This is a genomic window from Gracilibacillus salitolerans (genome assembly GCF_009650095.1).
Lineage (GTDB): Bacteria > Bacillota > Bacilli > Bacillales > Amphibacillaceae > Gracilibacillus > Gracilibacillus salitolerans.
Map to the genome: position 1 here is coordinate 2,816,946 of NZ_CP045915.1, position 16,665 is coordinate 2,833,610.

Consider the following 16,665-nt stretch of genomic DNA (forward strand, 5'->3'; position numbering starts at 1 on the left):
CATACAACAATATATTGATCCAACATATGTATACATACATATGTCTCTTTGCAATTATAATATACCAGTTAAAATAGGTCAACCGTTTGAAGAGAAAAACTAGATAATGATTCCATCTCTTCATCTTTTATAAAACCATTTTTCCGTATAATAGATAGTTTTTCATAAAGAAAACCATAACAAAATAAATGCTATGGTTTACATCTTAAATAGATAGTGCAGCGCCATCCATTATACGAACAAATTGTGCTTCGTTATAGGGATATCCTGCTTTCGTGATTTTCACGCGAACGATCTCACCTATCATATCTTTTGTTCCTTCGAATTTTACTTTCAAGTAGTTATCAGAGTAACCTACCAGCATATTTGGTTGGTTAGCATCCATTGTTTCCTCTGGTATAACCTCTACTACTTCATTTTCATAAGCTTTCGCATATGCTAATGCTTGTTCATTTGATTGTTCAATTAATGCTTGTACACGACGGTTTTTCACTTCATCGTCTACTTGGTTATCCATCCGTGCAGCCGGCGTACCAGTCCTTCTTGAAAAAGGGAACACGTGTAATTCAGAGTATCCTATTTCTTTAACAAAATCCATTGTTTCTTGAAACTCTTCTTCTGTTTCACCAGGGAAACCGACAATCACATCAGAGGTTATCGCTAAATGTGGTAAGGCTTTTTGAATTTTTGCAACTCGCTTTTTATAGAAATCTGTTGTATACTTCCGGCGCATTCTTTCCAGTACCGTATCTGATCCGGATTGTAATGGGATATGTAAATGCGGTACGACTTTTTCAGAAGCATCCAATTCTTTGATCACTTCATCAGTAATCTGACTCGCTTCAATCGACGAAATACGGATCCGTTTTAAACCGTCTACTTTTGATTCAAGATCCCGTAACAGTTGTGCGAAATTATAATCTTTCATGTCTTCACCATATCCAGCAGTATGAATACCTGTTAGGACAATTTCTTTATAACCCGCATCTACAAGCTGTCGAGCTTGCTTCAATACATTCTCCGGTTCTCTAGAGCGTAATAATCCTCGAGACCATGGAATAATGCAGAATGTGCAGAAATTATTGCAACCTTCCTGGATTTTTAACGATGCTCGAGTACGATCTGAGAATTGAGGTACATCCATCTCTTCAAAAACACGATTTTTCATAATATTAGACACACCATTGATAGGTTGACGGTGCTCCTGATGTTCTTCAATATATTGAATCATCTTACCACGATCTTGTGTACCTACAACGATGTCAACACCTGGAATCTCCATAATCTCACCAGGAGATGTTTGGGCATAGCAACCTGTTACACAAACCACTGCTTCAGGATTACTACGAATTGCTCGACGAATGACTTGTCGGCTTTTTTTATCACCAGTATTTGTCACAGTACAAGTATTTATTACATAAACATCGGCATGATGATCGAAATCTACTCGTTCATAACCTTCATTTTTAAATTTCTGCCATATTCCTTCTGTTTCATAATGGTTTACTTTACAGCCTAATGTATGAAAAGCCACTGTATGCATTTCAACACCTCATTTCTTCAAAGTAGTAAGATAAGTTAGCAAGCACGTATAAAGGTGCTGTTTCCGTTCGTAAAATCCTCGGTCCGAGACGAATCGCTTGAAAGCCCGCAGTCCTTAGGTCAATTGCTTCTTTCTCACTAAAACCACCTTCTGGACCAATACAAATCATGACTGATTGCCCTTCTTCTATTTGCGAGAAATAATTATGTAATGTTAATGATTGGTATTCACGTGTGGCTTCTTCGTAAGCAAAGAATTTCCAATCATACGTCGCACTTTTGTTAATTAATTCAGCCATTGAAATAACGTAGTCAACTTTAGGAATTTTCGTGCGATGGGATTGCTCACTAGCTTCTTTCACGATTTTTTGCCATCTAGGTAGTTTTTTCTTTAACTTTTTGTGATCCCATTTTACGACAGAACGATCAGCTTGAAAAGGAATAAAATGTGCCGCTCCAAGTTCTGTCCCTTTTTGCAGGATTAACTCCCATTTATCACCTTTTGGCAAGCCTTGTACAATTGTAATATCAATTGGTGACTCCGATTCTTCCTGAAGCCACCCTTCAACAGTAGCTTCTACAATTGAATCTTGAATCATTTTAATGCGACATATTGCTGATTGTCCGTCATGCCGATTAGCGATAAACGTATCTCCTTCTTCCATACGCATGACATGAACAATATGGTGGTAATCATCAGCCACGATTTTTATTTCACCATCTTGCCAATTATCTTGTTCTATAAAATAACGCTGCATCCCATTACCTACTTTCTTCAGGTTTTTGGGCAATAATTGAAATCCAATCTTCCATTTGATTGATTTCTAAAATGTCAAATCCCGCTTTTTCTAAACCTTCTTTAACATCCCGTTTTTTCTTTTGAATAATACCAGAAGTAATAAATATTCCTCCTGGTTTTAGTCTTTCAAAAGCATCGTTTTCAAAACGTAAGATGATCTCAGCTAAGATATTCGCTACTATAATATCAGCTTCTTCATTTACATTCTCCAGTAAATTATTTTGCTTAACTTTGACCTTGTTATCCACTTTATTTACTTTGACGTTTAACCTGGTACTTTGAATCGCAACTTCATCTAAATCGTAGGCAAATACATTTTCTGCACCCAATAATACGGAAGCAACACTTAAGACACCTGAACCACATCCAACATCGAGTACAGTGTCAGCTTTTTCAATGAATCTCTCAAGTGCTTGAATGCTTAGTACAGTTGTTGGATGTGTGCCTGTACCAAAGGCCATACCCGGATCTAGCTCTATGATGAGTTCATCTGTGGAGACAGGCTGATAATCTTCCCACGTCGGTGTTATGGTCACACGTTCTGAAATTTTAGCAGGTTTATAGTATTTTTTCCAAGCTGTTGCCCATTCCTCTTCATTAACTTCGCTTAATGTTATCTTGTTTAAACCAATATCAATATCGTATAAGAGCAAGTTATTAATCGCTTGTTTAATCTCAGTTACTGTTTCACCTAAAAAACTATTAACAGGTAGATACGCTTTTAAACGTACTCCTTCTTCTGGGTAATCATCAGGATTAAGATCATAGATTTCTCCATAAATACTTTCGCGTTCTTTATCTAAATCCTGGCGATCTTCGATAACTACACCACTGGCACCTGCTTCATGGATAATGTTCGAGATAGGCTCAATCGCTTCATTTGTGGTATAGATACACAGCTCTGTCCATTTCACGCAGATCAACTCACTTTATTATAAATTTTCATACAAAGGATTTCTTATTCTCCTTTAAATGCGCGCTTCACTCTTTGAAAGAAAGAGTTCTCATGCTCGTCAGTCGGTTGGTTACCACTAATATCATTGAATTCTCTTAGTAATTCTTTCTGACGCTCATTTAAATTATTCGGTGTAATAACGCGGATCTTGATATGTTGATCCCCTTGCCCATATCCTCTAACATTTGGTGCACCTTTTCCTTTTAATCGGAATGTTTTACCGGTTTGTGTACCAGCCGGAACTTTAAGCTTAACTTTTCCATGCAGGGTTGGCACCTCAATTTCATCTCCTAAAGCAGCTTGAGCAAATGTAATAGGCATTTCACAGAAAATATGATCGCCTTCACGTTGATAGAACTCATGTTCCTTCACCTGAATAACAACATATAAGTCACCTGCTGGTCCACCGTTTACGCCCGGTTCACCTTGACCTGCAACTCGAATTTGCTGACCATCATCAATACCTGCTGGAATGCTAATGTGAATTTCCTTACGGGTCTTAACCTTACCTTGACCACCACAAGTTGTACATTTATCTTTAATCATTTTACCGCTACCTTGACAATGGTGACACACTCGTCTATTGACAACTCTTCCAAAAGGCGTATTTTGTTCAACATTTAACTGACCGCTACCTTGACAATGGCTACATGTTTCCGGCGTTGTTCCTGGTTTTGCACCTGACCCATTACATGTTGTACAGTCTTCCTCTTTTGGTATATGGATGTCTGTTTCTTTTCCAAAAATAGCATCTTCAAAATCTAATGTCATGGTATATTGAAGATCGTTTCCTTGTCGAGGAGCATTTGGATCTCGTCTTCTGCCACCTCCGAAGAACATATCAAAGATATCTCCAAATCCACCGAAGTCTTCAGCACCACCAAAACCACCAAAGCCTCCTTGCCCCTGTGGACCTGCATGGCCAAATTGGTCGTATTGTGCTCTTTTTTGTTCGCTTCCTAATACTTCATAAGCTTCTTTTACTTCCTTAAATTTTTGGTCCGTTCCTTCTTCTTGATTAACGTCTGGGTGATATTTTCTTGCAAGTTTACGGTATGCTTTTTTTATCTCTTCTTTTGATGCATCTTTGGATACACCAAGTATTTCATAATAATCTCGTTTACTCACTGCCTGATCACACTCCCGCTCGTTTATTGCATAAACACTATCATAACATTGATTGATTAAGATAAGCAAACATTACTTACCTAACGCCGAGTATCTTAAACCAGCGTCTGTTGTACATTTATTTCGTCGGCTAAATAAAATGAGACTTTCCTCAATTAGGGTTTTTATCCCCATATGCACGGTGAAACTTATTAGGGTGTTAGCTCACCTGATCCACCAATTAGCTTCTTCGATTTACTTGAACCTTGAAGTAGGGGTTTTACGGACGATTAGCACCGTGATAAATCAAAAATGACTATTTCATGGAAAAAGCCAAAGCCATGTATTACTGACTTTGACTTCCCAAACTTAGATTAAAAATCTATTACTTATTTTTTATCTTCGTCATCCACTTCTTCATAGTCTGCGTCTACTACATCGTCTTCTTGTTGTTCTTCTGCACCTGCAGCATCGCCGCTATCCTGTGCTTGTTGTTGTGCTTGTTCATAAAGCTTCATGGAAAGAGCTTGAACTTCTTGTTCCAGCGCTTCTTTTTTCGCTTTAATTTGTTCTTGGTCATTATCTTCTAACGCTTTTTTCAATTCGTCTTTTGCAGCTTCTGCTTTTTGTTTTTCTTCATCAGATACATTGTCGCCAAGATCTTTTAATGTTTTATCCGTTTGGAAAACCAATTGATCTGCTTCATTTCGAAGTTCAATTTCTTCACGACGTTTCTTATCGTCTTCTGCATTTTCCTCTGCTTCCTGAACCATTTTTTCAACCTCTTCATCAGATAGACCAGAAGAAGATTTAATGGTAATGGATTGCTCTTTATTCGTACCTAAATCTTTTGCACGAACATTTACGATACCATTGGCATCAATGTCAAATGATACTTCGATTTGAGGTACTCCACGTGGTGCAGGTGGAATATCAGCTAATTGGAAACGACCAAGTGTTTTGTTATCTTGTGCCATTTCACGCTCACCTTGCAGTACATGAATATCAACAGCTGTTTGATTATCAGCTGCAGTTGAGAATACTTGTTGAGCACTTGTTGGGATTGTTGTATTACGCTCGATAAGTTTTGTAGTTACACCACCCATAGTTTCGATACCTAATGATAATGGAGTAACATCTAGTAACACAACGTCTTTTACATCCCCTTGTAATACCCCACCTTGGATTGCTGCACCAAGTGCTACAACCTCATCGGGGTTTACACCTTTAGATGGGTCTTTGCCAATTTCTTTCTTAATTGCTTCTTGTACTGCCGGAATACGTGTTGAACCACCAACAAGTAATACTTTATCAATTTCACTTGCAGAAAGATCAGCATCTTTTAATGCTTGTCGAGTTGGTCCCATTGTTTTTTCCACAAGACCCGCAGATAACTCATCAAATTTCGCACGAGTAATGTTCATTTCTAAGTGTAACGGACCAGCATCTCCAGCAGTAATGAATGGAAGAGATACTTGTGTTTGTGCTACACCCGAAAGATCTTTCTTCGCTTTTTCTGCGGCATCTTTCAAGCGTTGAAGTGCCATTTTATCCTGCGCAAGATCAATACCATTTTCTTTTTTGAACTCATCAACCATGTGGTCAATTAATACCTGATCAAAGTCATCCCCACCAAGACGGTTATCACCTGCTGTAGATACTACTTCAAATGTACCTTCACCGATATCTAAGATAGATACGTCAAATGTACCACCACCAAGGTCGTATACAAGAACAGTCTGATCTTGTTCTGCTTTGTCGATACCATATGCTAATGCCGCTGCAGTGGGCTCGTTAATAATACGTTCTACTTCAAGTCCAGCAATTTTCCCAGCATCTTTTGTCGCTTGTCGCTCTGCATCATTAAAGTAAGCAGGAACAGTGATAACTGCTTTATCAACTGTATCGCCTAAATAATCTTCTGCATAAGACTTCAAGTGTTGTAAAATAATCGCAGATATTTCTTGCGGTGTATATTCTTTACCTTCGATTTCCACTTTATAATCTGTACCCATATGACGTTTGATAGATTGAATCGTATTTGGGTTTGTAATAGCTTGACGCTTTGCTACTTCCCCTATTTGACGTTCGCCATTTTTAAATGAAACAACAGAAGGGGTAGTACGGTTTCCTTCAGGGTTTGGAATTACCTTTGATTCGCCACCTTCCATTACTGCCACACATGAATTAGTTGTACCTAAGTCAATACCAATGATTTTTCCCATTTTCAAAATCCTCCTTCACAACTTATGTAATTACTGATTTACTTTCACCATTGCTGGTCTGATTACTCGATCCTTTAATTGGTACCCTTTTTGCATCGTCTCAACAATTTGGTTGGATTCATAACCTTCTTCTTCTACTTGCATAACTGCTTGGTGTACATTGGGGTCAAATGTTTGACCATCTGTTTCAATCTCCGTTACACCTTCGTTTTCCAAAACTGTTTTCAGTTGTCGGTGGACCATTTCCAGACCTTCGACTACACCTTTTGCGGCTTTATCTTCTATTTCTACTTGAAGAGCGCGCTCAAAATTATCTAAAACCGGTAAAAGTTCTGTTACTACCGATTGTGATTTATATTTTAGATCTGCTTCTTTTTCTTTCTTCGTACGCTTTCTAAAGTTATCATATTCTGCTTGCACACGAAGAAGGCGTTCTTGAAGATCATTTTTCTCTTGTTGCAGTTTTTCTAATTCTTCATTACTTACTGCTTCTTCTATAGATTCAGTTGATTCCTCTTCTGTGACAAGCTCCTGTTCAGCATCATCAACTACTTCTTTTTTCACATCTTCTTGTTCTTGTTGTTGTACGTCTTTTTCTTCCATCCCTGTCACCTCCTAAATAAAACCAATGTATAGCTAAACACACTTTTACGAAATAATCAAATGTTATACACATAAGAAAAGTGTAGAGCGCCTGCACAGAAATGTAGCAGCTGGACCGAAGCAAGGAATCACGGTAAATTTATGAACCGATCATGACTTATAGGGCGCTATCGGCAAGTCACTTAGTTTCTGGCGCTCGAAGCTAGACATCTCTGTTTTTGCTTTATTACCTCACAAAAAGAGTACGGGGATTACACCATACCCTTCTCGTATTAGTACCATGAATTAAATTTATTAGTTAATCTGTTTGACAAAACATTCAATATCGTCACAACTCTTGAATATTCCATCCTTGTCGGTCCTAGTAATGCAATTGTTCCGAGCTGTTCATCGCTTAGCGAGTAAGTTGCGGTAATGAGGCTACAATCCTGCATCGCGTCCAACTCATTTTCCTGTCCAATCGACACTTTGATACCTTTACCTGATGTTCTGAGCAGATTTGCAATCTCATCTTCTTTTTCCATCACGGAATAAAGAGATTGAATCTTGTGAATGTCATTAAACTCTGGTTGTAACATGATATTGGTTTTTCCATCCATGTAAAGCTTCACAGGTTGTTTCTCTAATAAAGCATCTTTTAAATAAGCATAAGTTGTTTCGAAATCAGAACTATAGCGTTGCAGCATTTGTGCAACTTCACCATAAAGTTTCTGCTGCAGGTGAATGATTGGTACGTCAACCAAACGATCATTTAAAATATTCACCAGTTTTTCCAAATCAGCGGTTTGCATTGTCGTTGGTACATTGAAATAGCGGTGTTCCACATGACCTGTACTGGTTACGAGTATTGCAACTGCCGTATGTTCAGATAAACTGATAATCTGGATTTGCTTTAATGTTGTTTCAAACACTTCTGGTCCCAAAATGATTGATGTATAGTTCGTTAACTCTGATAAAACACGCGCAGATTTTTGAACTACTTTTTCAAATTCAATCATTTCCCGCTCAAATGTCTTTTGTATAATGCCCATATCTTGATTCGATAAACGAAATGGAGACATTATGTTATCAACATAAAAGCGGTATCCTTTCTCGGAAGGAACACGTCCTGAGGAAGTATGCGTCTTTTCAATAAAACCTAATTCCTCTAGGTCTGCCATTTCATTCCGAATTGTGGCAGGACTAAATGATATGTCTTCTTTTTTTGCGATAGCCCTCGATCCAATCGGTTGTGCCGTCTGGATGAACTCATCAATAATAACCTGCATAACTTGAATCTGTCTCTCTGTAAGCATGATGATCACCTCTGTTAGCACTCTGAAACCTTGAGTGCTAAATCTAATAATAAATTATCAAATCCATTACAAAATGTCAATCAAGAAACACAGATTAATTTAACCATAGGGACAGGGAACACTCTATTTGTTCCCTGTCCCTATCAAATAGCCAATAATATTATAGATCCTTGTCCAATAAGAAGGACTGAAATACTTCATTACCGAAAGGCTTTCCTTCTTCGGTCAATTTAACAAACTGCGAATTACGATCAATCCAACCCCTTTTTTCAAGGAGGGTTAATTCTTTTCTGTACAATGCCTCCAGCTTCACTTGATATTTTTCCTCAAACCGCGGAATCGATACGCCTTCACTTTTTCTCAATCCCAGAAACATTTCTTCTTCGATTTGTTCCTTTCGACCGATTTTTTCAATATGAAGGACAGGCTTACCTGTTTCGTTTGCTGCTTCTACATATTTAGGATATGGACGAATATTAATAATCCGTTCTCCAGGCAAATAGCCATGTGAACCGGCACCAAAACCATAATAGTAATCATTGTTCCAATAGGTTAAGTTGTGTTTACTTTCAAAGCCTGGTTTGGCAAAATTACTGATCTCATACTGTTGAATGCCTTTATTTTTCATTTCTCTGCGCAGCAATTGATACATATCCGCTTCGGTTTCTTCCGGCGGCTTGGTTAACGTTCCTTTCTTATAACGTTGATAAAAGATTGTTTTCGGTTCAATCTGCAATGAATAAGCAGAATAGTGTGGCAGATCAAACTGTAATGCCTCATCCAACGTTTTCTCAAATAGCTCTATCGTCTGATTTGGTAGGCTATACATTAAATCGATACTAATATTGTCGATTCCAGCCTTCACTAAGTCATTTACATTTTGGTAGACATCTTTCACTCGGTGCAATCTTCCTAATTGTTCCAACATCTCATCATCAAACACTTGGACCCCCATCGAAATTCGGTTGACACCATACTCTTTTAAGATGCGTATTTTATCTTCCGTTAAATCACCAGGATTCGCTTCGAATGAATATTCTTCTACACTATCAACATCAAAATAATGGTCGATCAATTTTACCAACTTCGTTAATTGCCGGTTATTTAATGCAGTTGGCGTCCCCCCACCAACAAAAATAGTTTTCATTTGCTGGTTCGGTTCTTGTATATTTGTTTTTATCTCATTCTCTAATGCAATTAAGTAATCATCTGCCATCTTTTCTTCATAAAAGAACTTGGTAAAATCACAATAATGGCAAATCTTTTCACAAAAAGGAATGTGAATATAGACAGACGATACCATTCCTTCTCCTCCTTCAACGTACGGCAAAACCCTTGCCATTTGACAAGGGTTTTTCACAGTTCTAGTCATCATCCATTTTAAGGACTGCCATAAAAGCTTCCTGAGGAACTTCAACAGAACCAACCATTTTCATACGTTTCTTACCTTCTTTTTGTTTCTCTAAAAGCTTACGTTTACGGGAGATATCCCCACCGTAACATTTACTCAACACGTTCTTACGCATTGCTTTAATATTCGTTCTTGCAACAATCTTGTTACCGATTGCCGCTTGAATCGGTACTTCGAACTGCTGTCTAGGTATTAACGTCTTTAATTTATCGGCTATTTGCTTACCACGCTCAAAAGCAAAATCACGGTGAACAATAAAGGACAACGCATCAATTGTGTCATTATTCAATAATATATCCATTTTCACAAGATCCGATGTCTTATAGCCTATCATTTCATAATCGAAGGAAGCATAGCCCTTCGTCTGTGACTTTAATTGATCAAAAAAGTCGTAAACAATTTCGGATAATGGAATTTCATAAACAACATTCACACGGTTATCATCCAAATATTGCATATCCAGAAAATCGCCACGTTTTTTCTGACAGATTTCCATTACTGGACCAACAAAGTCATTCGGCACCATGATCGTTGCTCGAACATATGGCTCCTGGACTTCTTGAATCGATTGATTGTCCGGCATAAATGACGGATTATCGATATTGACTTCTTCCCCATCTGTTTTTACTACTTGATAAATAACACTTGGCGCTGTTGTGATTAAGTCAATACCAAACTCACGTTCAATACGTTCTTGGATAATTTCCATATGTAACAACCCTAAGAAGCCACAACGAAAACCAAATCCTAATGCTTGAGAAGTTTCTGCTTCATATTGTAATGAAGAATCATTTAACTCAAGACGTTCAAGTGCTTCACGCAAATCATTATACCTATCTGCATCTACTGGGTAAAGACCACAAAATACCATTGGATTTAATCTACGATAACCAGGTAATGGCTCTATTGCCGGGTTTTTTACTAATGTAATGGTATCACCAACGCGAGTATCACCAACATTTTTAATCGATGCAGTTAAGTAACCAACATCACCAACGGTTAATTCATCTTGTGCAATCGGTTTAGGATTAAAAACCCCAACTTCATTTACTTCAAATTCTTTACCTGTTGCCATCATTTTAATTTTATCGCCTACTTTTACCGATCCTTCCTTGACACAAACATAAGCGACAACACCACGATACGGATCATATAATGAATCAAAAATAAGTGCTTTTAATGGTTCATCAGGGTTCCCTTCAGGCGCGGGGATTCTTTCGACAATCTGATCTAATATTTCGTCAATACCAATGCCAGACTTCGCACTTGCTAAAATAGCTTCTTCTCCATCAATTCCAATCACATCGGTAATCTCTTGTTTCACTCGTTCCGGATCTGCACTTGGCAAGTCAATTTTATTAATAACCGGAATAATTTCCAAATCATTATCCAGTGCCAAATAAACATTTGCAAGTGTTTGTGCTTCAATCCCTTGTGCCGCATCTACAACTAAAATAGCACCCTCACAGGCTGCAAGGCTTCGCGAAACTTCGTATGTAAAATCGACATGCCCAGGTGTGTCTATCAAGTGAAAAAGGTATTCATCCCCACCACCGCGATCATATTTCAATTGAACAGCATTCAATTTAATGGTAATTCCACGTTCCCTCTCTAAATCCATCGCATCTAGAAATTGTTCTTTCATCTCACGGGTTGTCAACGCTTTTGTTTTTTCCAATATTCGATCCGCTAACGTTGATTTACCATGATCAATATGTGCAATTATTGAAAAATTACGTACGTTGCTTTGATTTCTAATGTTCGTCAATGTCATTTCAACTCCTATATTCGACCACAATACTAGCATTGATTATAGCAGTGAAAACGTAGATGTTCAACAGAAATATACGTTATCTATTCCTCCAGTCGTCTTTATCTAAAAAATACCATCCACTACTGAATACGTAACGTCCACAATCTGATCGAAAATAACTTTGGCGATTTTTTCACCTTCACCTGCAATCGAATGTAAAAAGGTAGGTTCTATCTCATCATTTACCCTTACTTCTCTTTCAACTTCTTCTATAATCTTTTCTCGGTTTACTATGTCAACATCGTCTACTTCCGCTGATTCGCTAACCACTGGTTCTTGAGAGTATCCAACTGCAACACGCTCATCAGAGCGATCTATACCAATATACATTCCTAATGAAAAAACAAGTGTTAACAACAATAGATAAAAGAAGTACTTCACCTTATTCATCCTCCTCATTAGTTCCTGAGACTTTTTCTGCATTCCAGTAATATTCACTGAATATCTCCGCAAAAACTTCTGTGGTGTTATACAACTCTTCCATTGTGTTATCAACTCCACCAAATTCAATGGTTAAGGCATTTTCGGAGATGTCTTGGTTGTAGACACCATTTCTGCCTGCACCGCCATACATTTCTACACCACGACTTAAACCTAAATATTTTTCATCAAATAGGGCCTGTAATTTTTCTGCTAAGGCATAATTTTTCTCATAATTCGGATTATCTCCACCGATCACGAACATAATTTTGGCATAAGATTTACCATCGATCTCAATTGTCGTTGAATCTTTGCGAATACTGTCACGGTGTAGATCGAACACAAAATTAACATCCTTATTATTTGTAAGTGCAGCTTCGACTACTTCTTTAGAGGCTGTATAAGAATCTGATGAGTAATCCCATCCTTTTTCACTTAAGATGGATCCAATATCGGTATCCTCCACTTCCGCACCAATACCGTGACGTTTTAAATCTTTTGCAAGCTGTTCACTGACATTCGTAATATTCACTTCATGATGAAAAGCATCATTCGGTTCATCTGTCTCAGGTAAATAAGGTAAAAAAGATTCACGATTATGTGTGTTATATAAATAAACTACATTCTTGTCACCTGTTGTTTTTTCTTGTTCCTCAACTGGTTTTCCCTCATCTTTCTCTTCTGGTGTTGTTGCTTCTCTTTCTTCTAACACGATATCGAGTGGTGGTGTTGACTCTACAGTTAGATTTGTATAATCTGTCCCTTCACCTGCAATTAGTATTTGACGATCATACATTTCGAATCCTGGAAGTTCTCTTCCCAATAAACTTCTGACATCATGCATTCTGACATTCGTTCCTAATTCAAAAACTACCTTCCACATATCAATTGGAGTCTGATCTTCCGGAAGAGCTTCTTTAAAAGTACGGTTTTCCATCATCATTAATGATAAGAAATGGACTTCGGTTACATTATTTGTCCATTTCTTAACCGTATTTGAAGCAACTCGATAATTGGGGTCAATACTTGTTAAGATGCCCACTAAAATAAACATCGCAAAAAACGCTGCAACAAACCCTGATATAATTAATAGTAATTTATGTTTTGAAAACAAAAAGACACGTTTTTCTATTCGGTTAGGACGGCGCATAGTGTTCTCCTTTCTATCTCCTCTATCATATCTAGTAGATACTATGATGATTCAATAGAAAGTAGAACCTGTTTTTATCTTGTATATTGAGCGAAATTTTTAATATCAACGTTTTCGTGCATTGCCGCATTCAGCGATTCTGCTAATAAGTGAGCCATATCTGTAATGTATCCATCAATTTCCTTAGGTGTTACCATTAAATTATGCCCAAGAGGTGTAAGTACTTCTTGCATTAGCGCACGCTTTTCTTGATCATCTAATGCGCCAATCATTCCAAATATTTTCTCTCTCTTTTCAACGGATGGTAAATCATCTTCCGATAGAGAATGATCGCCGAAATTTAAGCCTGCAGGTGTCAAAGATTTAGAAGGTTTATCTTTTTCACGCCATTCTTTACCGATATGTTTCAACACATAATCAATCGCATCACTTGTAATCGTAACTGCGTCTACTACTGTAGGCACACCAATAGCGAATACAGGTACACCTAAAGTTTCTTTACTCAATTCTTTTCGTTTATTACCAACACCTGATCCGGGATGAATGCCAGAATCTGATAGCTGTATGGTTGCATTCACTCGATCAATAGAACGGGAGGCAAGTGCATCGATAGCAATCACGAAGCCTGGTTTATACTTCTCAATTACTCCCTTAATAATATCGCTGGTTTCGATACCGGTAACACCCATTACGCCAGGGTTAATCGTCGCTACTTTACGATAACCATCTTGTACATACTGAGGTTCGTGAATAAATAGATGGTTGGTGACAAGGACTTTATCAATTGCCAATGGCCCTAAAGCATCGGGTGTCACGTTTCGATTTCCTAAACCAACTATTAATCCGGAAGCGTCTTTTGCCACTTGATTTTTATCCATTAATTCCTGTAGTTGCTTGGTTACTACCTTTGCTGTTTCTTCCTGGGATTTTGTATCTTGCTTTTTTATTGCATTGGAATAAACCGTGTGATAAGAACCCGGATTTTTCCCAATATTTTTGGCGCCTTGCTCGTCCACTTCCACATGTGTTACTTCTATATTGCCGATTTTCTTCTCGCTTATTTTGACACCGGCTATTTGTTGTTCTTTGTTTTCATCTTTTTCGACATACATATCTTTTGCTTCCACTGCTAAATCTGTTCTTACTTCAAATGATTGATCTTTCACAGTATCATCCTCCTCACACATTTTTTATAGTTTTACCGAGTAATTCGAAAAGATACACCGAGGCATATTTCTATTGAAACAACAATTTTTATTGAAAACTTGTTAAAGCTTTGGTAAAATGTCATTTGACCTAACTTACAGATAGGGTAAGAAGCAAGATGGAGGTGAAGACATTGGCAAATATTAAATCAGCAATTAAACGCGTTCGTGTGAATGAAGATCACCGTCAACAAAATCAAACCGTAAAAACAGATATGCGTTCACATATTAAGAAAGTGGAAGCATTAGTAGCGAACAATGACGTTGAAAATGCGAAAACTGCACTTGAAACTGCAGTGAAAAAAATTGACAAAGCCGTACAAAAAGGACTTATTCACCAAAACAAAGGTAACCGTCAAAAATCTCGCTTAGCACAGAAAGTAAACGGACTAAGCGCATAATAAAAAACCACAACAGACCAAAGCTGTTGTGGTTTTTTGTTTATTTTATCAAAAAGAAAAGTATAAAATGGTGGACAACATAAATAAACTGCGAAGTTACTCTCTTGTGAATTTGCTTTCTTCCATACTTTTCATAAAGAGTGTTGGAATACCGCTCCGGCAGAATACTCCGCTTTCCGTGGGCACGCTTCAACTGTCATTATACCAGAACACCATACAAGTTGCGCAAAAAATGCGAGACTCCAGTGGGAATAGGAACAGTCTGAAGCCCCTCTCTCTAAGACACACTCTTCCGCTTTGAAATTAATCGATATAATAACAACTCAAAGGCCAGTGACTTATCCATTTTGCCGGATTTTATTTGAGCATCTGTTTCGGTTAAAAGATCCATCGCTTCTTTCAACTCTTTCACCTGGAATTTACTTTGACGTTGAATTGAAAGCTTTGCAACATAAGGATGAATCTTTAACTGACTAACCATTTGTTGTTGTGTATAGCCTTTCTGTTTCAGTAATTTTACATGCAGCAATGTCCTGAATTGCGATGCCACAAGTGCAATTAAAGCAATCGGATCCTCATTCATTTTTTCTAAATCTTTTGTAATATCAATTGCTTTGGCCAAATCATTCAACATGATAGCATCCATCAATTTTAATGCAGAACTGTTCACTGGACTGGATAATAATAATTCCGCATCTTCTACTCTAATTTCATTTCCTTCCCCTACATATAATGCAAGTTTTTCCATTTCAGAATGGATGATCATTAAATTAGTTCCAATTTCATTAATAAAATAGGTCGTCACTTCGTCAGAAATGGATACTCCATGCTCTTTCGCAATTGTACCAATCACTTCGTGCATATTCCATTCTTTTAATGGTTCACATGGAACTGTCTTTGCGACTTTTTTAAGTTGTTTGACTACTTTTTTGCGTTCATCCACCTTTTCATAAGGAGCTATCATCACCAAAATTGAATAAGGAGCAGGATTTTGTATGTAATCAATTAACACTTCTGGCATATGCTCAATTTCCGTCTTTACTGGTTTTGCCCTTAAAAAATCTGCATTGGTAGCCATAATAATCTTTCGTTCCCCAAGAAAGGGAAACGTTTCTGCATCGGTAACTACTTCCTGTATTGGCGTTTCCTCCAAATCATAGATAGACAAATTCGTATCCTGTTCATCCTCGTCCATGCCATTTGTAATTAAAGCCTGCTTTAACGCTTCGATCATATAAGTTTCAGTTCCATGAAAATAATAAACAGGCGCGAATTTCCGCTTCTTCATTTCTTCAATACAAGCTAGATAACTCATTTACTCATCTCCAAATATGTATCTTATTTCTTAAAAAAAAATGTGTCAATCATCATAAAAAGTTGAAAAAAAACTGAATATGTTTTATTGTATAATAAGATTTAACTGATGAAAAGAAGTCTGAATGCAAATACCTATATAATACATATTAATGAAAAAGAGGGAGGCATTATCATCCTTCCCTCTGCAATCTATATCAACGCAACTTCATTAGTCCTAGGCATCTAATCAAGCTGCGATATTTTCTTATATATAGATTGACCTGATACCCCAAAATATATAGGTGTTAACTCTTGCTAAGTAAGGGAATCCTGAGATATGGATGAAAAAATTTAAGTAATGACAACGACGAATCGTTGATATTACTTATTAATGGGAGTAGGGTAAATTCACTTCAACTCGATAATTTCTTAAGGAGGTAATA

At 37.4% G+C, this 16,665-nt stretch carries 14 protein-coding genes; 1 reads left to right on the forward strand and 13 read right to left on the reverse strand.

Annotated elements, in window-relative coordinates:
• Positions 1–205: 205 nt before the first annotated feature.
• From mtaB to gpr, 12 genes are all read right to left on the reverse strand, one after another.
• Positions 206–1,543: a tRNA (N(6)-L-threonylcarbamoyladenosine(37)-C(2))-methylthiotransferase MtaB gene (gene mtaB / locus GI584_RS13415; RefSeq protein WP_153791524.1), complete on the reverse strand. Its 1,338-nt coding sequence runs from the start codon at positions 1,541–1,543 to the stop codon at positions 206–208.
• 1 nt (position 1,544) lies between these two features.
• The gene (locus GI584_RS13420) at positions 1,545–2,300 is read right to left on the reverse strand and encodes a 16S rRNA (uracil(1498)-N(3))-methyltransferase (RefSeq protein ID WP_153791525.1); all 756 of its coding nucleotides are present in this window, start codon (positions 2,298–2,300) and stop codon (positions 1,545–1,547) included.
• A gap of 4 nt (positions 2,301–2,304) precedes the next feature.
• A complete protein-coding gene (gene prmA / locus GI584_RS13425) occupies positions 2,305–3,255 on the reverse strand; it encodes a 50S ribosomal protein L11 methyltransferase (RefSeq protein ID WP_100360182.1) in 951 nt (316 codons plus the stop codon).
• A gap of 44 nt (positions 3,256–3,299) precedes the next feature.
• Positions 3,300–4,424, reverse strand: coding sequence for a molecular chaperone DnaJ (gene dnaJ, locus GI584_RS13430; protein WP_100360181.1), 1,125 nt, complete (start codon positions 4,422–4,424; stop codon positions 3,300–3,302).
• Between the two features lie 368 nt (positions 4,425–4,792).
• Complete coding sequence (gene dnaK / locus GI584_RS13435; RefSeq protein ID WP_153791526.1) at positions 4,793–6,628, reverse strand: molecular chaperone DnaK; 1,836 nt, start codon at positions 6,626–6,628, stop codon at positions 4,793–4,795.
• Between the two features lie 30 nt (positions 6,629–6,658).
• Positions 6,659–7,231: a nucleotide exchange factor GrpE gene (gene grpE / locus GI584_RS13440; RefSeq protein WP_153791527.1), complete on the reverse strand. Its 573-nt coding sequence runs from the start codon at positions 7,229–7,231 to the stop codon at positions 6,659–6,661.
• A gap of 272 nt (positions 7,232–7,503) precedes the next feature.
• Positions 7,504–8,526 carry a heat-inducible transcriptional repressor HrcA gene (gene hrcA / locus GI584_RS13445; protein WP_100360178.1) on the reverse strand — a complete coding sequence of 341 codons (1,023 nt, stop codon included), beginning with the start codon at positions 8,524–8,526 and terminating at the stop codon, positions 7,504–7,506.
• A gap of 160 nt (positions 8,527–8,686) precedes the next feature.
• Positions 8,687–9,829 carry a radical SAM family heme chaperone HemW gene (hemW, locus tag GI584_RS13450; protein ID WP_100360177.1) on the reverse strand — a complete coding sequence of 381 codons (1,143 nt, stop codon included), beginning with the start codon at positions 9,827–9,829 and terminating at the stop codon, positions 8,687–8,689.
• Between the two features lie 61 nt (positions 9,830–9,890).
• Positions 9,891–11,711: a translation elongation factor 4 gene (lepA, locus tag GI584_RS13455; protein ID WP_153791528.1), complete on the reverse strand. Its 1,821-nt coding sequence runs from the start codon at positions 11,709–11,711 to the stop codon at positions 9,891–9,893.
• 102 nt (positions 11,712–11,813) lie between these two features.
• A complete protein-coding gene (locus GI584_RS13460; RefSeq protein ID WP_100360175.1) occupies positions 11,814–12,131 on the reverse strand; it encodes a hypothetical protein in 318 nt (105 codons plus the stop codon).
• A gap of 1 nt (position 12,132) precedes the next feature.
• Positions 12,133–13,320 carry a stage II sporulation protein P gene (spoIIP, locus tag GI584_RS13465; RefSeq protein WP_100360174.1) on the reverse strand — a complete coding sequence of 396 codons (1,188 nt, stop codon included), beginning with the start codon at positions 13,318–13,320 and terminating at the stop codon, positions 12,133–12,135.
• A gap of 74 nt (positions 13,321–13,394) precedes the next feature.
• The gene (gene gpr, locus GI584_RS13470) at positions 13,395–14,486 is read right to left on the reverse strand and encodes a GPR endopeptidase (protein ID WP_100360173.1); all 1,092 of its coding nucleotides are present in this window, start codon (positions 14,484–14,486) and stop codon (positions 13,395–13,397) included.
• A 173-nt stretch (positions 14,487–14,659) separates the two neighbouring features.
• Between gpr and rpsT the strand changes: the two genes are divergently transcribed.
• Complete coding sequence (gene rpsT / locus GI584_RS13475; protein ID WP_100360172.1) at positions 14,660–14,926, forward strand: 30S ribosomal protein S20; 267 nt, start codon at positions 14,660–14,662, stop codon at positions 14,924–14,926.
• A gap of 277 nt (positions 14,927–15,203) precedes the next feature.
• Here the strand turns inward: rpsT and holA are convergent, their stop codons facing one another.
• Positions 15,204–16,241 carry a DNA polymerase III subunit delta gene (holA, locus tag GI584_RS13480; RefSeq protein WP_100360171.1) on the reverse strand — a complete coding sequence of 346 codons (1,038 nt, stop codon included), beginning with the start codon at positions 16,239–16,241 and terminating at the stop codon, positions 15,204–15,206.
• Between the last annotated feature and the right edge of the window lie 424 nt (positions 16,242–16,665).

Bases quoted from the DNA above. Each gene is read 5' to 3' on its own strand.
- mtaB (WP_153791524.1), bottom strand. From the start codon at position 1,543: ATGCATACAGTGGCTTTTCATACATTAGGCTGTAAAGTAAACCATTAT.
- GI584_RS13420 (WP_153791525.1), bottom strand. From the start codon at position 2,300: ATGCAGCGTTATTTTATAGAACAAGATAATTGGCAAGATGGTGAAATA.
- dnaK (WP_153791526.1), bottom strand. From the start codon at position 6,628: ATGGGAAAAATCATTGGTATTGACTTAGGTACAACTAATTCATGTGTG.
- grpE (WP_153791527.1), bottom strand. From the start codon at position 7,231: ATGGAAGAAAAAGACGTACAACAACAAGAACAAGAAGATGTGAAAAAA.
- hrcA (WP_100360178.1), bottom strand. From the start codon at position 8,526: ATGCTTACAGAGAGACAGATTCAAGTTATGCAGGTTATTATTGATGAG.
- hemW (WP_100360177.1), bottom strand. From the start codon at position 9,829: ATGGTATCGTCTGTCTATATTCACATTCCTTTTTGTGAAAAGATTTGC.
- lepA (WP_153791528.1), bottom strand. From the start codon at position 11,711: ATGACATTGACGAACATTAGAAATCAAAGCAACGTACGTAATTTTTCA.
- spoIIP (WP_100360174.1), bottom strand. From the start codon at position 13,320: ATGCGCCGTCCTAACCGAATAGAAAAACGTGTCTTTTTGTTTTCAAAA.
- holA (WP_100360171.1), bottom strand. From the start codon at position 16,241: ATGAGTTATCTAGCTTGTATTGAAGAAATGAAGAAGCGGAAATTCGCG.